This is a genomic window from bacterium, from assembly GCA_021159335.1.
Lineage (GTDB): Bacteria > UBP14 > UBA6098 > B30-G16 > B30-G16 > JAGGRZ01.
In genome coordinates, this window is sequence record JAGGRZ010000047.1 from 1 (window position 1) to 26,323 (window position 26,323).

Consider the following 26,323-nt stretch of genomic DNA (forward strand, 5'->3'; position numbering starts at 1 on the left):
ATGACAATGCACACCGATATACCGTCAAGAGGCTACACAGGAGTGGTCGAGGTATGCCTTATGGATGTCACCAATGCGCCCGTGATAGCGTTCGGCGAGCCCACCCATCTTCACCCCGAGGGGGTAAGCTGCTACGAGGACTGGGTCTATGTCGACAGCGTTACGGGGGACACAACTGTTATACCAGACATAATCCCAGCGCCACCTGAGCCAGTCTGCTGGCGTTTCGGGCTTATAAGCGAGGTTTCTGAGGCTGAGCGTGGTGAGGACGAGCTTAATCTTGAGGTCGTGGGCGGATACCTGTCCCCGATTCAGGTTTTCTACAAAATTTCGGGCGTGGGCAGTCTTGAGCTTTACGACATAACTGGCAAAGTTGTCCTTAGGCGCGCGATAACGGCTAAAGGCAGCGAAAAAATCGCCATAGATGGGCTTAGTAGCGGGGTGTATTTTGTTAGGGTTGTTGGCGAGGGAAGGAGTGTGGTGAAGAAGGTTTTGGTGGTGAGATGAAAATCATTGAATATACTGCTTTTACGAACATCAAAAATTTTTTAAAATCCCGTTTGCAATAAATTTAGTCCCCATTATTTTGCTATTAGAAACCCACAATGAGGGGTTGAGATGGCTGGTCAAGATGTTAGTTTACCGCACTCGCTTGAGGCTGAGCGGGCTGTTCTTGGGTCAATGATATTGTACCCTCAAAACGCAGAAATAGGGGTCGAAAGGCTAAGAGAGGATATGTTTTACTCCACAGCTCATGCCACCATTTTCCGCCGGATTGCTGATCTCATCGTAAATGGTCGCGAAGTGGACCTTCTCACAGTTACCGAAGCCCTGAAAAATCATGGCGAACTCGAAAAAGTCGGCGGCAGCGAATACTTGTTGCAGCTTGTTGATTCAGTCATAGCTCCAGTACATTTCCTTGAGCATGTGAGAATAGTCGAGGATACTGCAGCTCTCAGAAAAGTTATAGAACTATCAAACGATGTGATTCAGGATGCATTATCCAACCCCGGTGATGTGAGAGCATTCATTGATCATGTTGAGGCTAACTTTTTCCAGCTCGCCCAATACAGGATAAAAAGCGACTTCACCCACATACGGGCGATAGTATCCAAGGTTCACGAGGACATCGTTAGCTGGCACAAAGAAAAAAAGCTAAAGGAAAGCATTTCAACGGGCTACAAGAAACTTGACGAGCTTCTCGCAGGATTTCACCCCTCGGACTACATTGTAGTAGCGGGTCGGACAGGGGCGGGCAAAACGGCGTTCGCGCTTTCCATAACTCGAAGAATAGCTGTTCTCCCTGAACCCAGCGAAAGACGACCTGTAGCAATATTCAGCCTTGAAATGGATAAAGAGCAGCTCGCAAAAAGGCTTATAGCCGCTGAGGCTAAAGTGGACGCACACAAAATGCGGCGGGGAATACTTTCCAAAGGCGAGATAAACAAAATAGCGCTCGCAGTTAAGAAACTTTCTGATGCTCCCATATATGTCGACGATTCCCCAGCTATATCGCTTCTCGACCTCCGCTCCAAGGCAAGAAGACTCGCAAGACAGGTTAATCTTGGGCTAATAATAGTCGATTATCTTCAGCTAATGACACCCATAGGACGAGCCGATACCCGTCAGGAGGAGGTAGCGTCCATCTCAAGAGGACTGAAAGCGCTGGCGAAAGAGCTTAATGTCCCTATAATGGCGCTGGCACAGCTCTCACGACGAGCTGAGGAGTCCCCGGGGGCGAGACCAAAACTATCACACCTAAGAGAATCAGGAGCTATAGAGCAGGATGCGGATGTGGTGCTTCTTATCTATCGACCCGAAATCCACGGCATAGAGACCATTAATGTTTACGGACGGCAAATGGACAGCCACGGAATAGCGAACATAATAGTGGCAAAACAGCGCAACGGCCCCACAGGCGATGTCTTCTTCGCTTTCCACAGAGAGTTCGTTTCCTTTGAACCGCTTGAGATTCCTCGTGAGGAAGAAGTGCCTTCCAACCCATTCGTCGATTACCCCGGTATTGATGATGAATTCGGCGGTGTATGATGGCTGATGATGCACGGAAAATAGAAAAAATCCTTAAAGAGCAACTCGTCGAACTTTTCGAAAGAGGGGAATTAACAGAAAACGACAGGGAAAAAGTTGAGTCGATAATAAGGAAGTTTGCCGCCATGTGTGTTGGCGGGCCGGAGGAGTAAAATGCGTGAGGTCGACTACGCCCGAAGCCTTTTCAGATACATCGACATGAAAAGCCCACCCGTTAACATCGAGAGGCTTCTCGAACTGCTCAATGTGAAGCTTATGTACGAGGATTTCGAACAGCTTAACGGAATCGCGCTTAAATCCCCAAAATTAAAGCTTATCGTGGTAAACAAAAACCTTCCCGAAACCCGAATGCGTTTCACTATAGCGCATGAACTGGGACACATCATAATGCCCCATCGGAAAAAATATTATCTCTGCGTTCCGGGTAAAAACAGACTCATGGAGCGTGCTGCGAATAAGTTCGCCGCCGAAATATTGATGCCACAGCCTATGGTAAAGTACCTGTGGAACAAATTTAAACATAACCCTGAGCACAGGATAGAAGCTATGGCTCACGCACTTAAAGTTTCCAAAGCGGCGCTTTTCCCAAGGTTGAGGGAATTAGGATTCATTTATAAATGATGCCGTTCAGTATGGTTTTATGCTTTTATCTCTCCATTTTCTGCGGTGCGCCTTCGGGCAGAAGTTCTAAAACGAAATTCGGAAGGCTTAGAGCAGCTTTGTGCACATTAGCGTTGTAGCACTTCGATTTAGCAGCGATTTTTTTCGCACGGTCCACCATTAATTCGGGCCTTCTCGGACCTTTACTGGCGAGTGCAAAACCCCACATGCCAGTAGGATAAGTGGGCATAAAACCTATGTAATACCAGATGTTTTCCGCGCCAAAGGGTATAGCGATGTTTTTGAGAATCTCGCGCACGAGCTCAGGTGTTAGCACCGGTGATTCTGCCTGAACTGCGAGTAGCCCATCCTCTTTTAAGGCTGCGCGAACATTTCCGTAAAACTCTGGCGTGAAAAGCCCTTCGGCGGGTCCAAGCGGGTCAGTGGAATCTATGATTATGACATCGTAAACTTCCTTTTTCCCATCAATAAATTTAATGCCGTCCTCAAAAATAACTTTTACGCGAGGGTTCTCGAATGCGCGGGACATTTCAGGGAAAAACATCTTAGCCGCTTTAACCACTTCTTCGTCGATTTCAACAAGCGTTATGGATTCCGTTTCCTCGTATTTTATCAGTTGATTTATTATGCCGCCATCCCCGCCACCGATAACTAAAACATTCTGCGGTCGCTTATGAAGGCACATAGGGACATGCGTTAAATATTCGTGATAAAAGAACTCGTCCCTTTCAGTCATCATCACCGTGTTGTCCAGAAGAAGCATTCTGCCATACTGGAATGTATCGACCACGAGTATTTTCTGGTATTTGCTCTCCGCATAGTGCAGCACCTCTTTAATGCGAAACGACAGCTTCAGGTCAGCGGTTTGCATTTCAGCCGCCCAAACATCGGGTTTTGCCTGTATCTGCTTCATCCCGAAAGGGTCGGCGAACTTTTCGTCCATCTGACCTCCTTTTCGTGATTTTCGCTTCGACCTATAACCTTGCAGATTTATCAGTAAATAGAATAGTCGTTTCCGCCGCGCATGTTTACCACATAAAGTGCTCTTTGCGCCTGCCTCATCATTATCGTCGCCGATGTGGCTTTGCCGGAAAGGGTTATACCTATGCTGGCTTTCGCGACTCCTATTTCCTTGAGGGCTTTTAGTAGCTTTTCGCCGGCTTGCTTGTCAATTTTGTTTGGGTCAATAGCGAACATTATTACCGCAAAATCGGCACGGTCGCAACGGCTGACTATATCGTAGCTTTTCACGCTTTTCTTGAGTGTCTCGGCTATCTCCCGCATTGATGGACCATTTTCGCCGGGGTCGACATCGATTAAAACCAATGCCATCTGCGAACCCGTTGCGTGAACCCTATCCATCTGGTTCTCGATCTCCTGAGCAAGAAATTTTGCGTTGAAAACTCCGGTCTCGGGGTCTATTATCATGAATTCCCGCACCCTCATCTCGTCGGTAACATCAAGATAAACGACTAACTTACCACCGTTGAAGGGTTTTTCGATAAGCCTGTAGTGCCTGCCATCATATATGTATGTTTCCGTTTCTTCGTCAGGCTCAAGGTTGGAAAGAACTTCCGCAAGCTTGTTGACAAATGTCACATTGCCTTTTTCGTCTATAACCATAACGCCGCAAGGCAAAGCGTTAAGAATCTTCTCCATCAACACCTCCCGAAGGTTACAATTTTTTCACTATAATTTAAAAGGTAATGTTCATTTCCCCAACTTGTTTTTGTTGGGAGCAAACAACAGGGAAAGTCAAAAAGTCAAAATTATTTTTGTTACCCTTTTATTATTTGCTCAGAAAAACTACTTTCTTTACAATATTTTTCAAACCGATATTGATATTTATGAAATAAATACCATTTCTTTGAGAGTTAATTTTAAGAAATACCTCTCTATTCGAGCGACCAATAATATCGAATCCTACTGACCTTCCGCAAATATCTGTTACGGAAATTTTTGGCTCAGCATTTATCATATTTAACCCGGAAATCTCAATAATATCACCGTTTAAAGCAGGATTAGGATGAACAGTTATGTTATCAACTTTTTTAAACTCACTTTCAACGATACCCGCACCTCTTTTTATAGCAGCGTAACTACCATGCCCCTCAACATTCCAAACAAGTCCAACAAGACTATTACCCCAGAAGACAGGTTTAAGATTATAAACAGATGGAAGTGTCTTTATGGAATCAACCTTATCCCATCCGGACGCAGTTTTTCTGGCTATGTAAATCCATACGCTATCGCTTGGTGAAGCAGTATGGCGGTGTTCCCAGAATGCCCAGATTCCGAGTGATTCATCAGCAAAAATGAAAGCTAGCATCCTCAACGACGGGGCGGGTGTAAACTCATCAAGGGTATCAATATCGTAACTCGTTGAGGAAGATGTAGAGTAAACCAATATGTATTGTGGGTCGTAGGCAACCATGTAAATACATCTACCATCGAACGCCGATAATCCCCAAGCTAATGACGATGGTGGTGGTATACGATATTTTCTTACTGATTCACCGCTAAAAGTTCCTGTGGAAATATGGTAAGTATTTGACATCACAGAATCAAGTATCTCATTACATGTGAACCATACGGTCACCGAATCCGTAAAAAACTTAGCAGCAAGGGTGTTAGTGGTAAAACAAGCAGTTGAAGTAGGAATGTAATCAATAACCCATCCGGTATCCTCAAAATATGCAAAAGCGAGAACCGACTCAGTATCAATAGTAACAGGAGTATTAAATCCACCGCTAAGGAATTGCCATATACGATTACCATGCCCATAAATCTTAGAAACAATAAAACCCAGCGGAGCAGGCACATCAGCGTTAATAAAGCCTCTACCATCACTGTAGGCTGCAAAATCTTGTAAATCACCAATACCAAAAACCCATATTCTTCCCGTAGGTAACACTCGAACCGCTGACCTATAAACAGCTATATGTGGCCTATCACCGAATAAGGTCGTATCGACTGAAAAACCAAATCTGCTTAAGGAACCAATCGTAACGCAGCTCCCGCTGTGAGAAACATAGGTGATAAACAAAGATTCATGACCCTTAAACGCAACATCATAACCGCCACTGAGGGTCGTGTGAAGGTCAATAACAGGATACCAATCCGCATTAGCAAAGAGGGAGGTTAGAAGAATTAAACCAACAACAAAACATCCTCCAATTCTCATCTTTTCCCTCCTTTCTTTGTTTTAGATGCACATTAATATACATTTTTTGGCTTTCATGGATACATATATTTAAGCTCAAACGCTGATGTAGAACTTTTTCTTATTGTATAGCTGTAGCCTTTCTCAGTGCTCGTTCCGACCATTTTGTTAACGATTATAACTCTATACGAAAGCATTAGTTCACCGTATTTAAGTTTAAATCGCCAGAAAGGAGCTATGGAAAACATGCTACCTGTGTATTTATTGTATTCCTTACCTCCGCTCTGGAAAGGCACCTCCATCTTCCAGCTTGTATTCATCGCCCACTCGAAGTGCCCGCCTGCAGCAGAAAAACCCCTTATGGGAAGCGCAATATCAACGCTGGCTACATGAGCGTGAAATTTCGCTCCTAAAGGATAGTATCTGCCCTCAATAAACCTATAGTTGAGCCTGAAAAGATAAATATTTAATGCCTGAAATCCCGCTCCAATCTTTATGTCGCCGAGTGCGCCGTATTTTTCCAGAAACGGGAAGAATGTCATAACATGAATGGGGAATTCCCAGAAACCGCTGCCGTCACCAAACAGTATGGTTGGCGTTATAGTGAATCCCATTTCGGGTATGGGAAACCATATGTATCGCCCGCCAAAACTGTCGTATGGAAACGCTGCCATAGGGAAATTAACGATGAATGTGCCTCTGAAAAGCGGTGGAACAACCACACTATCAATTGCCCACGAAGAGCTCACGATAAAACAAATAATCGCAGCCAATACAATTTTTTTCGCGTGCGCGTGTCTCATAGCTGCTCGCTAACTTTTCCGAACCGTCTTTCGCGACGGGAATAATCAAGAATGGCGCGGCAAAACTCAACTTCATCGAAATCGGGCCAGAGAACCTCGGTGAAGTAAAGCTCAGTGTAAGCCGTTTGCCAAAGCATAAAGTTTGAAATTCTCAGCTCACCGCTCGTGCGGATAAGAAGGTCTGGGTCGGGAAGCTCAGCCGTGTAAAGATTTTTTGCGAAAATCCGCTCATCAATATCTTCCGGCTCCAACTCACCGTTTTTAACCATTCTTGCTATTGACCTCGTTGCGTCTATTATTTCAGCTCGACCGCCGTAGTTGAGCGCCAGATTAAGCGTAAGAAGGTCGCCATTTTTCGTCAGTTTCATCGCTCGGGATAGAACTGCCCTTTGCTCCCACGGTAGTTCGTCGAACCTGCCTGAAACAACGAGCCTGACTCTGTTTTTTATAAGTTCGTTAAGCTCTCTCAAGGTGGTGTCGCGGAGCAGGTTCATGAGCGTTTTTACTTCATCGCGGGGTCTTCGCCAGTTCTCCGTCGAGAATGTGAAAAGCGAAAGCACTCTGACGCCCGTCTGCGGTGCGAATCGGACTATTCTTTTCACGGCTGCTATCCCTGCACGGTGCCCCTCAGTGCGAGGAAGATTCCGCCTCTTAGCCCAGCGTCCGTTGCCGTCCATTATTATGGCAACATGGATCGGAACACGCTCCTGCGGTAACGATTTAACCTCGGAAAGCAACTTCTCCTTTAGCTCGTCCCTGTTTATTTCTGATGTCTCGTTTTTCATCGTGTTCTCTCTATGTTTTTCATGAACTCCTCAACGCCATCAGCAATGGCTTTCGCTATTTTCTCCTGATATGAGTTCGTTTTAAGCTTTTTCTCCTCGTTTGGGTTGGTTATGAAAGCCGTTTCCACGAGCACAGCAGGCATAAAAGCTCCGTAAAGCACATAGAATCCTGCGCCCTCGGGTCCGCGAGCCTCAAATCCTGTCTCTCGCGAAAGCTTTTGCTCAAGAAGATATGCCAGAAGACTGCTTTCACGCTGATACTCACTTTGGACCATGTCGGTCATAATATACGCGAGCTCGCTAAGGTCCTTTACTACGGGGTTATCCTCGAGCAGCAAAGCTTTGTTCTCAAGGGCAGCCGCTGCTCTTGCGTCGTCCGTCCGCGCTGGAGAAAGATAAAAAACCTGCACACCGTGGGAGTCCTTCTTTCGCGATGCATTGCAATGTATCGATATAAACATGCTCGCCCCTGCTTTGTTCGCCATTTCGGTCCTACGGGCAAGGGGAACGAAGACATCACCATTGCGGGTCAGTATAACCGTATAGCCGCGTTTCTCAAGAATTTTTTTCAGTCTTCGTGCGATGGAAAGCGTGATATCTTTCTCCTTTACTCCCGATGGGCCTATTGCTCCCGGGTCTTTCCCACCGTGCCCTGGGTCTATTACTATAACCTTGCTCTTGCCTGGCTTTATGGGTTTCCTTATCTCTTCTTTTTCAAGTTTTTCTGGAATGGGTTGCGCCTTGTATACGCTTGTTACCGCAGCAGCTCTTCTCTGCGCAAGAAGTCCCCTTAAGTCGCCAACATTTTTAGCCAGCGTTTTTAGCCTTATAGTATCGCTCGATATCGTCATCTGGCGGGAAGTAGCCATGGCAAAGCACTCGAAAAAACCAATCAACGGGATCATCAGCCCCTCACCCTCGAGCCTCGTGGGGAGTCCCATGTTGTATGCGCGACCGTCAATAAGGATAAATGGGTTCTCTATCGAGAATGTTATCTTTGCACCGAGAAAACTTATGGTCTCTTTCATGGCAAGCGGGTCGAAATCTCGGCTTCCGCCGGCGAGTCTTGCAAGCTGGTCTGTTGCGAAATACTGCCAACCAGATATTTTTTTAACCACAATACTGCCAACGATATCATCGTCAGAAACGATAACAACTCCAAAAGAGAGAGAAAAGATAATAAAAATCAACGAAAATTTCGTTACTTTCTTTAACATAATGTTATTTTAATGGTGAATTTGTGGAATTGCAAGATAATAGATTTTTTTAGCCGATATTTGGTGTTATTTTGTTAGCCAAAGGTTTTGAGCTAAAAAGCGAGGGAAAAATGGAAGTTAAAGCACATACGATACACAAATCAAAAAAAGAGGGTGGCAAGTTTTGGGGAACTCTCAAGAAATACTTCTTTACGGGACTTGTAGCTGTTGCCCCGATCGTGATAACCATAATAGTTCTCTGGTGGCTTTTCACGCGGCTCGATAGCATTCTCGGACGATTTTTCTACTTGGTTCTGGGGATAAAAATTCCCGGACTTGGCATTCTCGCTATGTTCGTATTGATGGTCCTTATAGGATGGTTCACCAGGCGTTATATTGGCAGGACTCTCCTTAAACTCATGGACCAGATCTTCGCCCGAATTCCCGTAGCAAGGACAATTTATTCCACCGTAAAGCAACTTGGTGAGTTCGTCCAGCAGAAAAGACAATTCGTATTCAATTCTGCTGTCCTGCTCGAATACCCCCGTAAAGGCATATGGACTATAGGGTTTCTATCCTCGAGCGAACCGGTCGTGATGGATAGGAAAGAACTATATCCTGTGTTCGTCCCGACAACCCCCAATCCTACCTCAGGCTTTTTGATTTATCTGCCAAGAAAGGAGTTCAAGGTGCTTGACATAAGCGTCGTCGATGCCATGAAAATAGTAGTTTCAGCAGGGATGTTGACTAGGGCAGCTCAAGAGAGGGAGCTTCCGTCAGAGGGTGGCGATGACACCGCGGATTGACGAAAAATTCGGAAGGCGAGATAGCCAGCCGGCGATAAAGATTCGGGCGGCAGCGATAAAAGCACTTGAGCTTATAATAAGGTGGCGAAAGACATCGAGCTTGGTTTTGCCAAAAACTGCCGATAGATTTGAGCTTTCGGGCAGAGACCGTTCAATGTTTTACAATCTCGTATTCGGCGTCCTCAAGAACATTATTTTTCTCGACTATATTCTTCTTAAGCTTCTGAGCTCGGGACGATATCCGTCATTTTACGGTTCCATGGCTTTGCGGCTTGGCGCGTATCAACTCGCTATGACAGATATTCCACAGTACGCAGCGGTGGATTCAACCGTGGAGGCACTCCGTTCGCTCGGCGCCCATCCCAAGGAACTCGCGCTGGTTAACGCTGTGCTTAGAAAATTTGCTGAAAAATGGCGAGAAATATCGTTGCCTGAGGATAAAGTTGCTTTTCTTTCCGTGAAGTACTCGCATCCGGAGTGGATCGTGGAGCGTTGGTTAAGGCGCTATGGTGCCAAAATGACGGAGCAAATTCTTGCAGCAAATAATGCCATACCCCCCAAAACTTTCAGGATAAACACGCTTAAAGTAAGCGTTGAGGGATTTAAGGATTGGGTGAAAACTTCAGGATATGAGATAGAGGACACAGTTTTCGCGGAGTACTTCAATTTGCTAAGCGATGTGGCTGCGGGAGAATTTGAACCTCAAAAACAGGGGCTTGTTTCAGTGCAGGACGCGGCGTTTGGCATTCCAATAAGGCTTCTTGACCCCAAACCCGGCGAGTTGATTCTTGAGGTCGGCGCAGCACCCGGAGGAAAAACTACCCAGATAGTTGAATGGCTTGGCGGAAACATAAAGAACTTTTTCGCCATTGATAATGTTCACCAAAGAAATCTTTTGATCGTTGAAAATATCGAAAGACTTGGTCATCCACGACCACATATAATAACTGCTGATGGAACCAGACCACCGTTCAAGAAAAGATTGTTCGACAAAGTTTTCATCGACGCTCCGTGCACATCATGGGGTGTGGTAAGGCGTCATCCGGAAATAAAGATATTTCGCAAAGAAGATGACGAGCCGAAGCTGCGAAGACTTCAGAAAGACCTTGTGGGCGCAGCATTCAGAATGCTTAAACGCGGCGGTTTGCTCGTTTTCACCACATGCACGACCGAACCTGAGGAAAATCAGGGTGCCGTTGAGTTAATGATTAAGCTTGGGATGAAGCTTTTGCCCGTCAATGAGGTTATACCCGAGCAATTCGTCGAAGCCGAGGGACTCATCGCAAGAACATGGGTGCACAAGCACGACCTTGACGGAAGCTTTACGGTTGTAGCGCGGAAAGAGTAATTTTTGGTCAAAGATGTTTAACCGCTGGTTCTGCGACATAATGAGGTAACGAATATAAATCACTACGCCTGAGATGGAGTTTCTCAAGAAGCAAGCTTATCAATTCAACTGGTTCAGTGAGAAGTTTTCCCTCCTCCCTTTTTATCATATCTCTTCCTTCCTCGACATCGATAAAGCCAGCGCGAATGTTTGCTGAAATAATCATCCATCGCCGTGAAAAACCGAATTTCCGCTGAAGAAGAAAATCGCTCGCATCAGCGACAAGACAGTCCACATGACGCGTTCTACCATCAGGAAGCGATTGCCAGCCCAATTCACGCTTAAGCGTGTTGACTATCTCAAACTCGTTCCATCTCACATATTGCGGCATCGATACTACTTCGAATTCTTTTGCCTCTTCTGGACGAGTAACTATATTCTCAAGCTTTTCTGAGGGGTAATTTTTCCCAGAATACTTCATAAATCGCTCGTAGTGGTGTTTCAGCATGCCAAGCACATTGAATTCGACTTTCGAGCCAGAAACTCCGCCGTGCACAATAGTCTTCGTCCTATGCATTCTCGCCACCAAGAATCCCGAGCGGACAACCCCCTGACAACATGGAGTGCAAAAATCACCCGTCGCAAGGAGAAAATCCCTATACAAGCTGTAAAGAGTGTCAAAATCAGGCTTTATAGTTACAATATTTACGCCAAGAATTCTTTTAATTCGCTCAAGATTTTGCTTGGCAACATCGCTCACGAAACCATGGTCGAAATTGGCGCCGACCACCTCCACGCCGAATTTTTTCCGCATGAGAAGAATTGCATACGAGCTATCCAGTCCCCCACTTACGGTAACGACAACTTTTCCGTAGCGTCTCTCGGCATCCTTTACGATTTTCGCGAATTTTTTCTCAGATTTTGCGTCATCAAAGTCTTTCCACTTCTGTTCATACTGGCGGCAGACATTACAGACTCCATCCTCATCGAGCACAATTTTCGGATAGGTCTCGGGAAGAAGGCACTTCTTGCAAAACTTCATATCAAATCTTCAAGTTTTCTCTTTATTTTGAACCCTCAATCTTGGCTTTAATTATCTCCGCGGCGCGCTTGCCAGAAAGCAACATTCCACCGAAAATGGGTCCCATCCTGTGTCCACCGAACACCGCATTGGACGCCATTCCAGCAACTATAAGACCGGGGTAGACCTCTTTTGTATTTTCGACCACATCCATCTCTCCCTTTAAAGCGAACATCGACTGCTCACCCATCATGCCACCCGTTGGCGTGTTGAGCTTTACCTTGTTTTTCATAGCCAGCTTGGCAGTCACCTCCGCATTGTGACCAGTAGCATCAATACAATACTTGGCGTAAATAGCTATCGGGTCAACGGGAAGTCCTAATGGTTCTATGGTGCCCCAGTTTATCACGAATCCCTGAACTCGCTCGCCGTTCCATACAAGGTCCTCAACTGCCATTCCATTGAAAATTTTTGCACCAGCATTCATAGCTTTCTCCGCTATCGTGACCATGGTAAGGACTGCGTCAGCGGTGAAGTGGTAATCGTCAAACTGCTTGTACGGCACTCCAAGCTCATCGAGTATTTTTCTTGCTTCGCTTTGAACTACTATCTCGTTGAACATTATTCCACCAGCCCACATTCCGCCACCTATAGCTATCCTTTTCTCGAAGACAGCGACTTTGTAGCCGTCACCTGCGAGCTCATACGCAGCCATAAGTCCAGCCGGACCTGCGCCCGCGATAGCCACATCCACCTCGAGGTGGTCGAGAAGCTTTCTTGTGAAGCTCTCGATAATAGCTCTTGCTACCTTGACATCGTTTATCATTTCTCCCTCGCTTCAAAGTCTTCCGAGCCAATATACTCGTAACGCATCGAAGTGTCAACGGAGATAGTTGAGAAAAATGCACGGCTTCCGAATTCGACCCATACTGTCTCACTTGTAGCGGCGTATGCGCCTATCACGCCTATGTAGCTTTCGTTGCCCGGCGGATTGAAAAGGTATGGTTCCATTCCTGAGTAATCGCTCATGTTATAATAATCGAGAAATTGGACGAGATGGCGTTCGATAGCCTTAATGATTAATATATGTTCGCCTTCACAGTAGAATTTGCACCACGGTATCGCAACACCAGATGAGGCATCTGACGCGACCCATCGAAGGCTGGGGCAACGCTCCGAAAGAGAATCGGGTAAACCATAACCTGTGCAAGATATAACGCCGACATAACCGCGATATTCAAAATCATCATTCGCATTTGCTATGCGGACTACAAAAGCCCAGTCCCTTGTGTTATCGAATACCGCAGTATCTGGACTTAAGAACTCGATTCTTGGCGCTGTGGGAACCGTGAAAGTGTCGCTGAAATCGCCTACAACGGTGTGTCCGTAAAGCCTGTAATGAACTCCTTCTGAAACTCTGAAAGCAGTGTCGGGAGCAGTGTAAATGTTTACAGTGTCAATGTAGGGATATGTCCCAAAAGAGATGGTAGTTTCTATCAATGCTATGGAGCTTTCCCCCCACGAAAGTGTTAACGATGCGCCATGGATGTAACTCGTTTGAATTGTGTCATCTATTGATGTAAGCTTCGAAAGCATAATGCAAATGGGTTTTTCTGGAGAAAAGATAGCCCATACTGCGGGTTTGGGTTTGTCGAGATGTGTCTGTGTTTCTGGCAGTTCACAGGCGACGAAAGTGAAAATCAAAACCAGCGACACAGAAAAGATGATAAGCAATAACGATTTACTTTTGCCATTTTTTGACGAGGTCCTCATACTCTCTGATTATCCTCTCAGCGACTTCTTTCGTCTTCCCTTCGGCAAGCAGATGGAAAACCGGCCTTTCCACATCTGGAAGGATTAAAACCCACGCATCTGAGCGTATTACTCTGACGCCATCCACGATGTCCCGCGGGAAATTCTTAGTATACTCGATAAGCGAGCGCATGACTTTACCCTTAGCATGCCACGGACAATCTACCTCGCGCTGAATCCAGAAAAACTTGGGCATATCAACCGCCAATAACGACAGCGGCTGTCCAGCCTTTGCCATTAATTCGAGGATTTTCACCATGGAAAACATGGCATCACAGGCGAAACCAAAATAGGAGAATATGAATCCTCCTCTCGTCCCGCCCACGAATTCTATTCCGCTCCGCGCTGCTTCCATCATGGCGAGATGGTCCTCGCGGATTCTAACCACCTTTATGCCGTGTTCGCGCGCAACAAAGTTTACCCCCATCGTCGCCGAAATAGGGACTGCTATAGTTTCCGGCTTGTATTGTGAAAGATAAAGTTTCGTCACAAGATAGAGTAATTCGTTGTCTTTGTATATTTTACCCCTTTCGTCCACTATCGTAAGTCTTTCACCAGTGGGGTCGATAGCGAAGCCTGCGTCTGCACCGAGACTTGTCACCACGGCAGAAAGTGTTTTAAGAGTCTTTTCTCTCTCCTCGCGGGTTTTGGTGAGCCTGTTAGGGTCTACATAGGCGTTAAGCGTAAGGACCTCTGCGCCTATCTGCTCGTTTATGGCAGGCATAACCTGCGCTGCCGCACCGAATTCGTAATCAACCACAATTTTGAAACCGCCGCCCTTTATCGCCAAAACATCCACATAGGAGAGAAGCTTTTCCCTGTAGAATTCAATTTGCCCAGTTGGTCGCGATAGTTTCCCAAGATTTTCGTATTCGGCTTTTGGTATCCCCTCGCGCATAAGAAGCTGTTCTATTTTCCGGCAAACCTTTACTGGCAGATCCGTTCCATCGCCTGCGAGAAATATCAGGTCCTGCTTCTTAGGATTATACGGGGATTTTCTGATGTGAACCCCCGCAGTCTTAGGATTCGCTGAAAGATACTGTCTCGTTAGCGGAATAGGAACGAGGCCGAGATCCTCGACATTCATCCCCGCTGACATAGCTCCACAGAACAGAGCTCTGGCGGTTATCTGGCTTGCTCTGTCGGGGTCACGCGAAATAACTATCGTTCCACCCTCTTTCCCTACTGTAGCACCGAGAGCAGCACCTACTTTGGCTGCGAATTCGGGCGATATTTCCCAATTTATAGTGCCGCTTATTCTGGAACGAGCAAACAGTTCTCCACCAACGCGGTCACGGAATATTAGCGATTCAGTAAGGAATGCGCGATCATCAACAATTTTCTGAGGCCACAGTTTGACGCCAGCTACTATGGTCGCACCATTGCCTATTCTGCACTCGTCCGCTATGACAACATGCTCGTGTATCGTAGCACCCTCGCCCACCTTAACTCCTGAAGCCAGCACAGCATTACTTATATGTGCACCATCCCCTACTTTGACCCCATCCCATATAACAGCTCCTTCCACATAAGCACCCGCGCCTATTTCGGAATCCTCACCTATAACTGAATTATATAAGAAAGCACCTTTTTTTATCCTTGCATTCTTTCCGAGCAGAACCCTGCCCTCAATTTTTGCACCATCCTCTATACTCGCACCATCAGATATCCATACTTCACCGTCGCCATGTTTAATGCGCTCACCAGGAAATCTAAGCTTCACCCGTTCCCATAACGCATCCTCATTAGCCCGCCTGTATTCGCGAAGATTACCCACATCGCGCCAGTAGCCGCCAGCGACATACCCATAAAGCCTTTCACCAGCCTCCAATAGTCGAGGAAACAGATTCATCGAGAAGTCGAAGAATTCCCCTTTAGGTATCCATTCCAGAATTTCCGGTTCGAAAATGTATATTCCAGTGTTTATCGTGTCCGAGAATACCTGTCCCCATGCCGGTTTTTCGAGAAAACGGACTATTCTGCCGTCGTCGTCGATTATAACTATTCCGAACTGCAAAGGGGTTGGATGCCTCGTCAAAACTATAGTCGCTAAAGCTTTCTTTTTTTCATGGAAGTCGATGGCTGCTTTAAGATCGAAGTCGGTCAGGACATCTCCTGATATGACTATAAACCGTCCTCTAATAAGGTCTCCCGCATTGCCCACGCTTCCTGCGGTCCCGAGGTCAGCCTCAGCCATACGATACGATATCTTCATTCCCCACGGTGAACCATCGCCGAAGTAACTGCTTATTTTTTCGCCTTGATAGTAAAGGAGTGCTATGGCATCGTCGAAACCATTTTGCGAAAGCAAGTTAAGTATGTGCTCCATCATTGGCTTGCCAGCAACAGGTACCATAGGCTTGGGCCGTCTAAGCGTTAACGGGTGAAGCCTCGTTCCGAAACCGCCTGCCATTATTACGACCTGCAAGGTTAAGCCTCCTTTTGTTACATTTTAACGCCTCTTTAAAGGATAAGATACTGTGGGTTAACAGCGTTGCAAGGGGTATTTAGTGGATTAAGTTTAATATTTTTATTAAATAGTTGCAGAATATTTATTAGCTTCATAAAGAATTTCTACTAATAAACCCACTCAACCCTCTCTCCTCTCACCACTCCCACCACCTTTGGTTTTCTCTTTTCGCCGAAGTCGGAGTCAAGTATTATGCCCAACGCTTCCGAGCCTTCCCTGAGCGGCGGCTTCCTGCCCTCCCAGCGTGCTGGTGCATCCGAGAACATCTCCATAGCCTCACTAAATTCAAGCCTTTGCTCATCGTTGGGATGCGCTAATGCCGCGACAATGCCGCCAACAGGGTCAATAGGCGTTATGTAGGAATCAGAGCCACCGATTAAATTTATCCCCAACTCCCTCGCGCGCCTGAACTGATTGGTTTGTCGCCATCTATCACCAAGTCGCTTTGCATACATTCCGTTGGGGCCACCCCAGCGTATCTCAAAAGTCGGCTGAACGGAAAGGGTTAGAGAAAGCCGTGCTATCCTTTCAAGCAATTCACCGTGGGCAAGCTCTGCGTGCTCTATGCGCCACCCATGCAATGGAGCACCGCCGGACACTTTTTCCGCTACTCGCAGATACTGCTCTATTGCTGCATCTCCTATGGCGTGCATCGCCACGCGAAGACTCTTCGCCCGTGCATCCATAAAAAATTGGTAAAGCCTGTCATCGGTAAAATAAAGTATACCCCTGTTTTCAGGAGCGTCCGTGTAAGGTTTACTTAACGCAGCAGTTCTCGAGCCAAAAGAACCATCAAGAAGAATACAGCCACCTATTTGCTTCAATCCAAGTTCGGCCACACTGGCTACATCTGTCGTCTCAACGAATATGGTCAGCTTAATGGGGAGTGAGTCCTTGATGGTCATAAGAACTCTTGCCCAGCGAATGTTGGGAACCAGCGCATGAACAAAGAGCGCTCCCGCCTTAACGGCGAAGTCGGAAACCCTTTTGGCTGCGTCTTTTAGGGTTTCCTCGTCAAGCAATGTGAAAAGATGTTCTATTACAAGTTCGTTGGATTTACCCAAGTAAATACCGTTTTCATTTCGGAGCCGTTCGGGGAGTAATTTCATCGCAGCACGCGATAGCGAACACGAATGACCATCCGCACGGCGAATAACGACCGGTATATCGCCAAAAATGTCCGTTAGCTCATCTGCAGTGGGCATTGAGTCGATAGGGTCGTAATCGTAGCCCCATAATATCTTTCCGATAAGGTTGCTTGTAGGGTCTGTGTTGCGAAGTTTTTGGACGAGTTCCGCTTTGGTTCTCACATCGCCAAGATTCAGCGCGCCAAGGTAAAGCCCCGTCTGAAAAAAGTGAACATGGGAGTCCGTAAGGGCTGGTATTAAAACCTTCTCTCCGAGTTCGAGCACATCTGAGTTTTCGGGCAGTTCATGGCTGTCGTCGAGCTCAACAACCTTGTTCCCCTTTATAATTATCCGTCCGAAAGTCCGCTCGGGGAACCGTATTTTTCCTATTATGGTCAGCATTTTTGGCGAAAATTTGTTTTATTACCCACGATGTTGCGTATCCTATCGCTGCGCCTATCGCGAACCCTCCAAGCACATCGCTTGGGTAGTGGACACCAAGGTAAATTCGCGAGAACCCCACGGCAATAGCGAGTGGCACTGTGAATCTTAGTGATTTTTTGTAGAATGTAAAAAGCGCCATTGCTATCGCTGCGCTGTTCGCAGCGTGGTTTGATGGGAACGAAAACCTTCCGCCGCAGCCCAGAACAAGCCTGACATCGAGGCTTAGGCATGGTCTTAGACGCCCTATGAGTGGCTTTAAAAACTTAGCAGCTGTTAAATCGGATATGGAGACGGCAATTATTATTGCTACTGCTGCAAGAATCCCCCGCTTACCGCCGAAAACGACGAGAAAAATCATGCCACTAAAAATTATCGGTATCCAAAGTTTCCTGTCGCTCATAAGAATCATGGTGAAGTCAAGGATTCGACACGCAAGATGGTGATTTATAAAGTTGAATGCTATAAGGTCGATTTTTGCTATCGCATCAAGCATCGAAAATAATCCCTATTTTTGGAATACAATCCTAAAATGATTGCCAAAACACCTGCGCGCAAATTTTATTTGTTAGCTTTTAAGTGATGAATATTATAGCTTAATAGGAATTGGAGAAAGTCAATAAAGCGAGCTTTTTATGGACGGGCTTATCGCTATAACCTACAGATGCAACGCAAGATGCAAAATGTGCCACATCTGGCAGCACCCGTCAAAACCATCTGAGGAGATAACGCCTAAGGATTTAGAGAAAATCCCTGATGGGCTGAGATTTGTTAATATAACGGGTGGGGAACCTTTTGTCCGCGACGATGTTGGCGATTTTATTGAGGTCCTCAGAAAAAAAGCCGGGCGAATAGTGATAAGCACCAACGGTTTCTTCACCGATAAAATTCTGGACATCGCGAAAAAATACCCCGATGTCGGCATAAGAGTAAGCCTTGAGGGTTTCAGCAAGGTTAACGATTATCTTCGCGGCATGGACGGCGGTTTTGAGCGCGGTCTTAAAACACTCGTAGAACTTCACGCGATGGGGCACAAGGACATAGGTTTCGGCATTACGCTTTCAGATGATAACATAGAGGACTTGCTGCCGCTCTTTCACCTTTCCGAGGCTATGGGAATGGAGTTCGCCACCGCTGCTGTCCATAATTCATACTATTTCCACAAGGAGGATAACAAAATTTCGCGCCAAAACGAGATGATAAAAGCGCTTGAACAGCTGGTTAACGAGCTTCTCGCCACATCCCGTCCAAAAAATTGGTTCAGGGCATATTTCAATCATGGACTCATAAATTATGTTCGTGGCGGAAAAAGGTTACTGCCATGTATGGCTGGAACGGTTCTTTTCTTTATAGACCCTTACGGCGAGGTTCATCCGTGCAATGCAATGAATGTGAGCTTTGGCAACATTAAGGATAAAAGCTGGGATGAGCTTTGGCACGGTGAGCATGCGGAAAAAATCCGCAAAATGGTGGCGCAATGCCAGAAAAACTGCTGGATGATAGGTAGCGTTGCACCGATGATAAAAAGAAACCTTATTAGGGTTGGCATGTGGGTCGCTGCCAGAAAACTTGGCTCGATTTTTGGCGTTCGCTACAATGCATCCAAATGAATGTATTAATCGTAAACACTTTATACTATCCTCAAGGGGGTGCACCGCAATATGGCTTAATGCTTGCAAAGTTGCTTTCAGGGGCTGGACACAATCCGATACCGTTCGCAATGAAGACCCCTCACGATTTGCCGACTCCCTATTCGAAATATTTCGTAAGCTTTATCGACTTCAAAGAAGAGCTTAGAAAACGCTCGCCCAAAAGTTTTTTTAAAGTTCTTTCGCGGATATTCCACTTTTCCGAAGCAGCAGAAAAAATCGACGCCTTACTCGCAGATGTCCAAGTGGACATCGTTCACCTTAACAACTTCCTGCATCACATTTCGCTTTCGATTATCGAGCCTATAAAAAAACGCAGAATCCCCATAGTCTGGTCTCTTCACGACCACATACTGGTTTGTCCCAATACTAATCTTTACAACGATAAGCTGGGCGAACCTTGCGACCTTTGCAGGAATTTTATTAAACGGTTGGTGCTTCCGCCTGTCAAACGATGCAAAAAGGGTTCCTTTGGCGCAAGCCTCATGGCATCACTTGAAGCATTATACATTGCAACCAAAAAACCCGCCTTAATACCGAAATTTTTTATTGCGCCAAGCAATTTTCTTGTTAGAAAGCACGCGGAAATGGGCTTTGATACTACCCGATTCGTAGTAGTACCCAATCCAGTTGACACAAAGTTCTTCACGCCTCACCCCGAGCCAGGAAATTATGCTCTTTATTTCGGAAGGCTTTCCGCTGAAAAGGGTCTTGAGCACATGATAAAGGCATTCGCGATGCTTGGGAAGTATGAACTTGTTATCGCTGGTGATGGTCCCATGCGTGCTGAGCTCGAAAAGCTGGCGGAGACTTTGGCTGCCCCCGTAAGGTTTGTAGGAAGGCTTGTTGGCGAAAAACTTAGAGAACTCATATATCGTTCACGGATGGTAATTTTACCCTCAGTCTGTTTCGAAAATGCACCTCTTATGGTTCTCGAAGGCATGGCGAGCGCAAAACCCATTCTTGCAAGCAACATTGGCGGAATTCCCGAGTTGGTTACCGACGATGTAGGCATCCTTTTTGAACCCGGCAGAGCAGAGGGCATAGCAGATGCGGTAGCAAAATTGTGGAACGATGAGAGGAAGCTGATTACTATGGGTAATAATGCCCGCAGACGAGTTGAAGAGAATCATTCCCCGGAGGTTCATCTCGTAAAAATTCTTGAGCTTTACAGGATGGCGGCAGGTGGGAATGGCTGAGCAAAAGCGAAAATTTCGTGAGTTTATATGGGCTACATATGACTTTGCCGACACCATTTTTTCTATGAATGTGGTGTCTCTTTATTTCCCGCTTCTTGTCGTAAGCGACTTCGGTGCTCCTGATATGTATGTTAGTGTGGCAAATTCTATCTCACAGCTTTTGGTAGTGTTTTTGGCGCCTATTTTCGGTTTGCTTTCGGACAGGGTAGGAAAAAGAATGGGATTTTTCTGGTCTTTTGCGCTTGGGACAGCCTTGGGAACGATAGCTATTCGCCTCGGTGCCTCAATGGGAACTTTGGGATTCGTTTTAGTATCGTTCGTAGTGGCGAATGTTTCCTATCAACTATCGCTAACTTTTTATAATTCACTGCTTCCCCGGGTTGCGAAACCTGAGCGCTGGGGTGTCGTAAGCGGTCTCGGAACTGCACTCGGATATGTGGGTTCCATAGCTGGGATGGCTATTGTTATGCCGTTCAACACCGGAAGCCTGTTCGGGCTCAGAGTTCCCATTCCAGCCGGAGGAAGAATTGCTACTTTTATTCCTACTGCTCTACTTTTCTTTGCTTTTGCGTTGCCAACGCTGATTTATTTCTGGCTCGACGAGCGAAAGAGAAAGTATCCTGCGGAAAAATCGCAGGTCCAAGGTCTTAAAGCAATTTTTGAAACACTTTCTGATTCGAAAAAATACCCCGGTATCCGAAGATTTCTTCTGGCAAGGCTTTTCTATCAGGAGGCCGTTGAGACTACGATAATTTTTATGGGCGTTTTCGCGGAGAAAGCTATGGGTATGGACGATGCTTCCAAAATAGCTTTTTTCATTATCGCCACTACGGCAGCTATAATTGGTTCATTTTTGTGGGGCCGCATTACTGACAGCATAGGAGCACATCGCGCGCTTATCTATGACCTTATAGGCTGGGTGATTGGTCTTTTAGCTATTGCTTTTTTCCCACATCGGGTGGTTTTCTGGGCAGTAGGAGCTTGGTTAGGTGTCATGCTTGGCGGCGTCTGGACCACATCGAGACCATACTTGCTTCGACTCGCTCCAAAGGATGCTGTCGGAAGATTTTTCGGCTTATATTCGATGACTGGCAAAGCAGCAGCAGTCGTGGGACCAATAGTTTGGGGAGCAACCACTTTGCTTTTCGCTCCGTTAGGACAGAGAATAGCATATCAAGCTGCAGTAGCAATGATGGCGGTGTTGGTCACCGTGGGAATGTTAATAATCTTGAAGAATAAAGATATTGAAATGTTAATTAAATCCTAATTTAAGAAAGGAGGAAATATTGAAGGATGATTTTGGTAGACTCTATTCAAAAAGAATTATAGCTGGAAGCAGAACCTATTTCTTTGATGTTAAAGAGACTGGAGATGGTGTAAAATACTTGACAATTACGGAGTCACGGAAAATCGACGACGGCGAGTTTAGACGGGAAAGAATATTTATTTTCGAAGAATACATCGATCTATTCATTCAGGGACTCATGAATGCGGTTGACTTCGCAAAAAAACAATAATGGTTATTTTCAGAGCGATATTGACGTTATATTCATGTCCTAATTAATTACAGCAACTCTCTTGGGTCCACTATTTCACCTGCTACTGCAGCTGCGGCGGCCGTGTACGGGCTTGCAAGATATATGAAGGCGTTCGGATTGCCCATCCTGCCTTTAAAGTTGCGATTGGCGGTTGATATACATATCTCACCATCAGCGAGGACGCCCTCGTGCGCGCCGAGACAAGGTCCGCAACCGGGATTCATCAAAATAACGCCGGCATCGATAAGCTTTTTTGCCGTTCCATCAGCTATAATTTCCGAAAGGACTTTGCTGCTCGCCGGGAATGCGAGCATTCTAACACCGTTAGCGACACGCCTGCCCGCAATTATCGAGGCTGCCATGTGAAAATCCTCGACTCTCCCGTTGGTGCACGAACCGAAAAACACCTGATTAACTTTCGTGCCAACCACATCGGCAACGGGAGCAACATTATCGACAGTGTGAGGCATTGCGACCATCGGTTCTAATTCATCGAGATTGTAGTTTAAAACTTCAACATACTGCGCGTCCGGGTCGGGAAGAATGTGTTCGTACTTAATTTGCGTTTTATCGCTGAGAAACTCGTCGACTTTGTCGTCAGGATGAACTATACCGAACTTCGCGCCCATTTCTACGGACATATTAGCGAGCACCATTCTGCTTGCTACGGACATATTCCTGATGCCCTCACCTGCGAACTCTACGGAACGATAAAGAGCACCATCAGCGCCGATGTCGCCTATGATTTTTAAGATGAGGTCTTTCGATGTCGTGCCAAAAGGAAAGTCGCCATAAATTTTTATAAGCATGCTTTCCGGTACTCGAAGCCACATTTTACCCGTTGCCCATATCGCGGCGACCTCGCTTCGTCCGATTCCTGCGCTGGCAGCGCCCAAAGCTCCATAGGTGGTAGTGTGAGAGTCGGCGCCAAGAATCAATGCTCCGGGATAGGCGAACCCCTCCTCAACGAGCACTTGATGGCATATCCCTCGTCCCACATCGTAAAAGTGTTTTATCCCGTTTTTCTGGGCGAATTCTCTTATTAGTTTGTGGTTGTTTGCGTAGGCAGCGGTTGATGGTGGCACCGTATGATCGAGAATTATAACTGGTTGTTCAGGATCGAGAACACGCTCTATAGGAAGTTGAGCGAATTTTTTCGATATAGCGGCGGTATTGTCGTGGGAAAGCACATGGTCCGGTCGAACTTCCACTATTTCGCCCACTTCAACGCTTCCCCTGCCGCTTTTTTTGGCCAGAATTTTTTGAGCTATTGTCTGTCCCATACTACTCCTTTCTTAGTATTTCTTCGTAGCCGACTGTTTCTACATCTTTTGCTATCCGTTTTATTAGCCCACGCAAAACTTTACCCGGTCCTATTTCAACGAACCTGTTGTCTCCGTCACGAACCATGCTTTCTACTATGTCAATCCAGCGAACGGGATGAGTAAGCTGAAGGACGAGGTTTTTCCTTATTTCTTCGGGATTTTCAACTCTATCACCGGTGACATTAGCGTAAAATCTGACCTTCGGCGGAGAAAAGTCTATTTTGGAAAGCACTTTCTCCATTTCTTTTTGAGCTTCCTCCATAAGTGGCGAATGGAAAGCACCCGATACAGCGAGTCTAACCACTTTTTTCGCACCTCGTTCGGAAAGCATTTTCTCGGCTTTGTCAAGGATTTCGATTTCACCGCTTATAATGAACTGCCCGGGCGCGTTGTAGTTTGCTACTTCGATTATCCCCTCACTCTTTAGCGAGCTAACCACCTCTTTGACATCCTCGAGTGCAACCCCAAGCGGAGCCAGCATTCCACCTTTCTTTGCCTGCGACATAAGCCTTCCGCGCTCTACGACGGCGTGCAAACCATCCTCAAAGGTCAATACGCCAGCAGCCACAAGCGCCGAGTATTCTCCGAGCGAGTGCCCAGCAACAGAGTCGTAGCTTTCGTCAACGACATTAAGAACCGCATACGAATGAACGAAAATGCAGGGCTGAGTGTATTGCGTCTGGGAAAGCGTCTGTTTATCAGCTTCGAAAGATAGCTCGCTTATTTTAAGTCCCGAAAGGCTATCTGCTCTTTTGTAAATCTCGCGAACGATGTCAAACTTGTCGTATAAATCCTTGCCCATCCCGGGATATTGTGAACCCTGCCCCGGAAAAACGAATGCTGTGCTCATTCGATGCTCCTTTCTTTATCGGATAAAATTCCTCTATATTTATTGCGCATCGGAACCAAAATATCAATAAAAATTGAATTTGCGAAAGGATAACTTGATTAATAACACTTTTGCGATAAATTTATATTAATGAAGTGCAAAAACTTGTTAAAATTGGCGTTTATCCTTATCGTTGTTGTTTTAACCTGCACGGGGTCCGTGAGAATGAAGCTACCAAAACCCAATCTTAAAGGCACAGTATCGGTGGAGGAAGCTATAGCGCGGCGGCGTAGCATAAGGCGTTTCAAGAAAAGACCCCTAACCATAAAGCAGATATCACAACTTTTGTGGGCCTGCCAGGGAATCACCGACCCCATAAACAAATTAAGAGCAGCCCCTTCCGCCGGTGCAACATATCCTTTCGAAACATATGTGGTCGTGGGCGATGTCGAAGGGCTTGAGGATGGCGTGTATCATTACGAACCCGAGACGCACTCGATAACTCTGGTAAGAAGCGGCGATTTAAGAAGATTGCTTGCTATAGCATGCCTCAGACAGATGTTCATAGAGGATGCGCCGGCTACAATAGTTCTGGCTGCGGTTTTTGAGAGAACAAAGAGATACTACGGAGAGCGGGCATACAGATACATATCCATGGAGGCTGGGCATATAGGCGAGAATCTGCATCTTCAGTGCGTTGCCATGGGCTTGGGGACGGTAATGGTTGGTGCTTTTTACGATAACGATGTGAAAACAGTTTTAGGGATAGATGAGCATCCGCTTTATGTTATGCCGGTGGGATACCCGCGCTGAGCATAAAAAAACAAAATAAATAGATGGAGAACATGATGAGAAAAATCTGGTTTATCCTTTTAATGGGTTTGTTGTCGGTGGTTTCAGCGGGAACAATTCTGGTTCTTGACTTTGAGGGGACAGTTGACCCGCCTATGGCTACTTACATATCCCGCGGCATTGACCGCGCCAACCTTGAGAACGCGGAAGCAGTGCTTATCGTTATGGATACGCCGGGCGGGCTTCTTTCCGCAACCAAGTCCATCGTTCAGAAAATACTCAACTCAAGGGTCCCCATTATTGTCTATGTTTATCCGTCGGGTTCGCGGGCAGCATCAGCAGGGGCATTCATAGTTGTTGCATCCCATGTTGCTGCGATGGCTCCAGGGACGAGGATAGGTGCAGCACATCCTGTCGGGATAGGAATGTTCTCGGACACATCGGCGATAATGCGCGAGAAAGTAACCCAGGACGCCGCTGCATGGATTCGCTCCATAGCAAAACTTCGCGGAAGAAATGTTAGCGTGGCGCAGGAATTCGTCCTGTCATCCCAGTCGATAACGGCTTCCGAGGCGCTTAAACTCGGTGTTATCGACACTATGGCAAAAAGCATAGACGAACTTCTTCAAATGCTTGAGGGCAAAGTAGTTACGGTTAACGATGAACCAGATACACTTCATACCGCTCGTGCGAACATGGTTGAGATAAAAATGCCGCCTCAGCAAAGGTTTCTTCACAAAATTCTCGACCCCAATATCGCCTATCTGCTGCTTATGCTTGGTCTTCTTGGGATTGCGATAGAATTGCAGCATCCCGGAGCGGTCGTGCCCGGTGTGGTTGGGGTAATCTCAATTCTTTGCGCGATGTATGCCTTTCAGATACTGCCTGTGAATTATGTGGGCGTTCTATTGATAATCGCTGGAATAATAATGCTCATATTGGAGGTAAAGATGCCGGGATTCGGGGTTTTGTTTACCGGTGGGCTCGTGTCGATACTTTTCGGTTCGTTCATGCTTACCGCCTCAAATGAGCCTGCCCTAAGAATAGACTGGTGGACCATAATACCCGTGGTGGCTTTTTTCTCAGTCCTGTTCCTGTTTATAGTGACCAAGGCAGTTCTAATTCACCGCAAACCGCCAAAAACAGGGATGGAGGGACTCGTCGGAGAGATGGGGGAAGTTATAGAACGCATTTCACCGAAAAAGACTGGCAGAATATTCGTCCACGGCGAGATATGGAATGCCCGCTCCAACCAGAACATAAAGCGCGGCGAAAAAGTAAAAGTAATCGGAGTAAAAGGGCTTGTGCTTGAGGTGGAGAAGGTGGAAGAGTAAATTAATATTGAGGCTCGATTTTTTTTTTTTTCGTAT

General features: G+C 46.3%; 26 protein-coding genes. 12 read left to right on the forward strand and 14 right to left on the reverse strand.

Annotated elements, in window-relative coordinates:
• The 4 genes from J7J62_02830 to J7J62_02845 all read left to right on the forward strand — a co-directional run.
• Positions 1-507, forward strand: a 507-nt coding sequence (locus J7J62_02830; GenBank protein ID MCD6124088.1) for a T9SS type A sorting domain-containing protein, incomplete at its 5' end; no start/stop codon positions are given.
• A 111-nt stretch (positions 508-618) separates the two neighbouring features.
• Positions 619-2,049: a replicative DNA helicase gene (dnaB, locus tag J7J62_02835; GenBank protein ID MCD6124089.1), complete on the forward strand. Its 1,431-nt coding sequence runs from the start codon at positions 619-621 to the stop codon at positions 2,047-2,049.
• Entirely contained in the window at positions 2,049-2,201 is a 153-nt protein-coding gene (locus tag J7J62_02840; GenBank protein MCD6124090.1) for a hypothetical protein, read from the forward strand. The genes dnaB and J7J62_02840 overlap by 1 nt, the downstream gene beginning before the upstream one ends.
• A gap of 1 nt (position 2,202) precedes the next feature.
• Positions 2,203-2,670 carry an ImmA/IrrE family metallo-endopeptidase gene (locus J7J62_02845; protein ID MCD6124091.1) on the forward strand — a complete coding sequence of 156 codons (468 nt, stop codon included), beginning with the start codon at positions 2,203-2,205 and terminating at the stop codon, positions 2,668-2,670.
• Positions 2,671-2,695: 25 nt separating this feature from the next.
• On the opposite strand, the gene speE is transcribed toward J7J62_02845, so the two are convergent.
• From speE to J7J62_02875, 6 genes are all read right to left on the reverse strand, one after another.
• Positions 2,696-3,613: a polyamine aminopropyltransferase gene (gene speE / locus J7J62_02850; protein ID MCD6124092.1), complete on the reverse strand. Its 918-nt coding sequence runs from the start codon at positions 3,611-3,613 to the stop codon at positions 2,696-2,698.
• 50 nt (positions 3,614-3,663) lie between these two features.
• Positions 3,664-4,329 (reverse strand): diguanylate cyclase, encoded by a 666-nt coding sequence (locus J7J62_02855; GenBank protein ID MCD6124093.1) that lies wholly within the window; start codon positions 4,327-4,329, stop codon positions 3,664-3,666.
• 130 nt (positions 4,330-4,459) lie between these two features.
• Positions 4,460-5,854, reverse strand: a complete 1,395-nt coding sequence (locus tag J7J62_02860) for a T9SS type A sorting domain-containing protein (protein MCD6124094.1) — start codon at positions 5,852-5,854, stop codon at positions 4,460-4,462.
• A 53-nt stretch (positions 5,855-5,907) separates the two neighbouring features.
• A complete protein-coding gene (locus J7J62_02865; GenBank protein MCD6124095.1) occupies positions 5,908-6,636 on the reverse strand; it encodes a hypothetical protein in 729 nt (242 codons plus the stop codon).
• Positions 6,633-7,421, reverse strand: a complete 789-nt coding sequence (locus tag J7J62_02870; GenBank protein ID MCD6124096.1) for an isoprenyl transferase — start codon at positions 7,419-7,421, stop codon at positions 6,633-6,635. The genes J7J62_02865 and J7J62_02870 overlap by 4 nt, the downstream gene beginning before the upstream one ends.
• Positions 7,418-8,638 (reverse strand): N-acetylmuramoyl-L-alanine amidase, encoded by a 1,221-nt coding sequence (locus J7J62_02875; protein ID MCD6124097.1) that lies wholly within the window; start codon positions 8,636-8,638, stop codon positions 7,418-7,420. Before J7J62_02875 ends, J7J62_02870 begins: the two co-directional genes overlap by 4 nt.
• A gap of 110 nt (positions 8,639-8,748) precedes the next feature.
• On the opposite strand from J7J62_02875, the gene J7J62_02880 reads away from it, so the two are divergent.
• Positions 8,749-9,423, forward strand: a complete 675-nt coding sequence (locus J7J62_02880) for a DUF502 domain-containing protein (GenBank protein ID MCD6124098.1) — start codon at positions 8,749-8,751, stop codon at positions 9,421-9,423.
• Positions 9,407-10,771, forward strand: coding sequence for a hypothetical protein (locus tag J7J62_02885; GenBank protein MCD6124099.1), 1,365 nt, complete (start codon positions 9,407-9,409; stop codon positions 10,769-10,771). The genes J7J62_02880 and J7J62_02885 overlap by 17 nt, the downstream gene beginning before the upstream one ends.
• A gap of 7 nt (positions 10,772-10,778) precedes the next feature.
• Here the strand turns inward: J7J62_02885 and J7J62_02890 are convergent, their stop codons facing one another.
• The 6 genes from J7J62_02890 to J7J62_02915 form a co-directional block, all read right to left on the reverse strand.
• A complete protein-coding gene (locus J7J62_02890; protein ID MCD6124100.1) occupies positions 10,779-11,792 on the reverse strand; it encodes a hypothetical protein in 1,014 nt (337 codons plus the stop codon).
• A 22-nt stretch (positions 11,793-11,814) separates the two neighbouring features.
• Entirely contained in the window at positions 11,815-12,597 is a 783-nt protein-coding gene (locus tag J7J62_02895; GenBank protein MCD6124101.1) for a thiazole biosynthesis protein, read from the reverse strand.
• A complete protein-coding gene (locus J7J62_02900; GenBank protein ID MCD6124102.1) occupies positions 12,594-13,544 on the reverse strand; it encodes a DUF4249 family protein in 951 nt (316 codons plus the stop codon). Before J7J62_02900 ends, J7J62_02895 begins: the two co-directional genes overlap by 4 nt.
• Positions 13,513-16,011 carry an NTP transferase domain-containing protein gene (locus tag J7J62_02905; protein MCD6124103.1) on the reverse strand — a complete coding sequence of 833 codons (2,499 nt, stop codon included), beginning with the start codon at positions 16,009-16,011 and terminating at the stop codon, positions 13,513-13,515. Before J7J62_02905 ends, J7J62_02900 begins: the two co-directional genes overlap by 32 nt.
• Before the next feature lie 149 nt (positions 16,012-16,160).
• Positions 16,161-17,582: an amidohydrolase family protein gene (locus J7J62_02910; GenBank protein MCD6124104.1), complete on the reverse strand. Its 1,422-nt coding sequence runs from the start codon at positions 17,580-17,582 to the stop codon at positions 16,161-16,163.
• Entirely contained in the window at positions 17,503-18,117 is a 615-nt protein-coding gene (locus tag J7J62_02915) for a phosphatase PAP2 family protein (protein MCD6124105.1), read from the reverse strand. Before J7J62_02915 ends, J7J62_02910 begins: the two co-directional genes overlap by 80 nt.
• A gap of 139 nt (positions 18,118-18,256) precedes the next feature.
• Here J7J62_02915 and J7J62_02920 point away from each other — a divergent pair, with 139 nt between their 5' ends.
• Genes J7J62_02920 through J7J62_02935 form a run of 4 tightly spaced genes read left to right on the forward strand, consistent with a single transcriptional unit; the run spans position 18,257 to position 21,986 of the window.
• Positions 18,257-19,231, forward strand: a complete 975-nt coding sequence (locus J7J62_02920; GenBank protein MCD6124106.1) for a radical SAM protein — start codon at positions 18,257-18,259, stop codon at positions 19,229-19,231.
• Positions 19,228-20,469 carry a glycosyltransferase family 4 protein gene (locus J7J62_02925; protein MCD6124107.1) on the forward strand — a complete coding sequence of 414 codons (1,242 nt, stop codon included), beginning with the start codon at positions 19,228-19,230 and terminating at the stop codon, positions 20,467-20,469. Before J7J62_02920 ends, J7J62_02925 begins: the two co-directional genes overlap by 4 nt.
• On the forward strand, positions 20,462-21,736 hold the full coding sequence (locus J7J62_02930; protein ID MCD6124108.1) for an MFS transporter: 1,275 nt from the start codon (positions 20,462-20,464) through the stop codon (positions 21,734-21,736). Before J7J62_02925 ends, J7J62_02930 begins: the two co-directional genes overlap by 8 nt.
• A 19-nt stretch (positions 21,737-21,755) precedes the next feature.
• Positions 21,756-21,986 carry a DUF3276 family protein gene (locus J7J62_02935; GenBank protein ID MCD6124109.1) on the forward strand — a complete coding sequence of 77 codons (231 nt, stop codon included), beginning with the start codon at positions 21,756-21,758 and terminating at the stop codon, positions 21,984-21,986.
• A gap of 47 nt (positions 21,987-22,033) precedes the next feature.
• On the opposite strand, the gene J7J62_02940 is transcribed toward J7J62_02935, so the two are convergent.
• Positions 22,034-23,290, reverse strand: coding sequence for a 3-isopropylmalate dehydratase large subunit (locus J7J62_02940; GenBank protein MCD6124110.1), 1,257 nt, complete (start codon positions 23,288-23,290; stop codon positions 22,034-22,036).
• Position 23,291: 1 nt separating this feature from the next.
• Entirely contained in the window at positions 23,292-24,182 is an 891-nt protein-coding gene (gene fabD, locus J7J62_02945; protein ID MCD6124111.1) for an ACP S-malonyltransferase, read from the reverse strand.
• Between the two features lie 129 nt (positions 24,183-24,311).
• Here fabD and J7J62_02950 point away from each other — a divergent pair, with 129 nt between their 5' ends.
• Positions 24,312-24,974: a SagB/ThcOx family dehydrogenase gene (locus J7J62_02950; GenBank protein MCD6124112.1), complete on the forward strand. Its 663-nt coding sequence runs from the start codon at positions 24,312-24,314 to the stop codon at positions 24,972-24,974.
• A gap of 35 nt (positions 24,975-25,009) precedes the next feature.
• Complete coding sequence (locus J7J62_02955) at positions 25,010-26,287, forward strand: nodulation protein NfeD (protein MCD6124113.1); 1,278 nt, start codon at positions 25,010-25,012, stop codon at positions 26,285-26,287.
• Positions 26,288-26,323 lie beyond the last annotated feature (36 nt).

What these genes read in the sequence shown, in the direction of transcription:
- J7J62_02900 (MCD6124102.1), bottom strand. Translation starts at nt 13,544, where the DNA reads ATGAGGACCTCGTCAAAAAATGGCAAAAGTAAATCGTTATTGCTTATC.
- J7J62_02885 (MCD6124099.1), top strand. Translation starts at nt 9,407, where the DNA reads ATGACACCGCGGATTGACGAAAAATTCGGAAGGCGAGATAGCCAGCCG.
- J7J62_02840 (MCD6124090.1), top strand. Translation starts at nt 2,049, where the DNA reads ATGGCTGATGATGCACGGAAAATAGAAAAAATCCTTAAAGAGCAACTC.
- speE (MCD6124092.1), bottom strand. Translation starts at nt 3,613, where the DNA reads ATGGACGAAAAGTTCGCCGACCCTTTCGGGATGAAGCAGATACAGGCA.
- J7J62_02860 (MCD6124094.1), bottom strand. Translation starts at nt 5,854, where the DNA reads ATGAGAATTGGAGGATGTTTTGTTGTTGGTTTAATTCTTCTAACCTCC.
- J7J62_02915 (MCD6124105.1), bottom strand. Translation starts at nt 18,117, where the DNA reads ATGCTTGATGCGATAGCAAAAATCGACCTTATAGCATTCAACTTTATA.
- J7J62_02895 (MCD6124101.1), bottom strand. Translation starts at nt 12,597, where the DNA reads ATGATAAACGATGTCAAGGTAGCAAGAGCTATTATCGAGAGCTTCACA.
- J7J62_02940 (MCD6124110.1), bottom strand. Translation starts at nt 23,290, where the DNA reads ATGGGACAGACAATAGCTCAAAAAATTCTGGCCAAAAAAAGCGGCAGG.
- J7J62_02870 (MCD6124096.1), bottom strand. Translation starts at nt 7,421, where the DNA reads ATGAAAAACGAGACATCAGAAATAAACAGGGACGAGCTAAAGGAGAAG.
- J7J62_02925 (MCD6124107.1), top strand. Translation starts at nt 19,228, where the DNA reads ATGAATGTATTAATCGTAAACACTTTATACTATCCTCAAGGGGGTGCA.
- J7J62_02845 (MCD6124091.1), top strand. Translation starts at nt 2,203, where the DNA reads ATGCGTGAGGTCGACTACGCCCGAAGCCTTTTCAGATACATCGACATG.
- J7J62_02880 (MCD6124098.1), top strand. Translation starts at nt 8,749, where the DNA reads ATGGAAGTTAAAGCACATACGATACACAAATCAAAAAAAGAGGGTGGC.
- dnaB (MCD6124089.1), top strand. Translation starts at nt 619, where the DNA reads ATGGCTGGTCAAGATGTTAGTTTACCGCACTCGCTTGAGGCTGAGCGG.
- J7J62_02930 (MCD6124108.1), top strand. Translation starts at nt 20,462, where the DNA reads ATGGCTGAGCAAAAGCGAAAATTTCGTGAGTTTATATGGGCTACATAT.
- J7J62_02910 (MCD6124104.1), bottom strand. Translation starts at nt 17,582, where the DNA reads ATGCTGACCATAATAGGAAAAATACGGTTCCCCGAGCGGACTTTCGGA.
- J7J62_02855 (MCD6124093.1), bottom strand. Translation starts at nt 4,329, where the DNA reads ATGGAGAAGATTCTTAACGCTTTGCCTTGCGGCGTTATGGTTATAGAC.
- J7J62_02950 (MCD6124112.1), top strand. Translation starts at nt 24,312, where the DNA reads ATGAAGTGCAAAAACTTGTTAAAATTGGCGTTTATCCTTATCGTTGTT.
- J7J62_02875 (MCD6124097.1), bottom strand. Translation starts at nt 8,638, where the DNA reads ATGTTAAAGAAAGTAACGAAATTTTCGTTGATTTTTATTATCTTTTCT.
- fabD (MCD6124111.1), bottom strand. Translation starts at nt 24,182, where the DNA reads ATGAGCACAGCATTCGTTTTTCCGGGGCAGGGTTCACAATATCCCGGG.
- J7J62_02920 (MCD6124106.1), top strand. Translation starts at nt 18,257, where the DNA reads ATGGACGGGCTTATCGCTATAACCTACAGATGCAACGCAAGATGCAAA.
- J7J62_02890 (MCD6124100.1), bottom strand. Translation starts at nt 11,792, where the DNA reads ATGAAGTTTTGCAAGAAGTGCCTTCTTCCCGAGACCTATCCGAAAATT.
- J7J62_02865 (MCD6124095.1), bottom strand. Translation starts at nt 6,636, where the DNA reads ATGAGACACGCGCACGCGAAAAAAATTGTATTGGCTGCGATTATTTGT.
- J7J62_02955 (MCD6124113.1), top strand. Translation starts at nt 25,010, where the DNA reads ATGAGAAAAATCTGGTTTATCCTTTTAATGGGTTTGTTGTCGGTGGTT.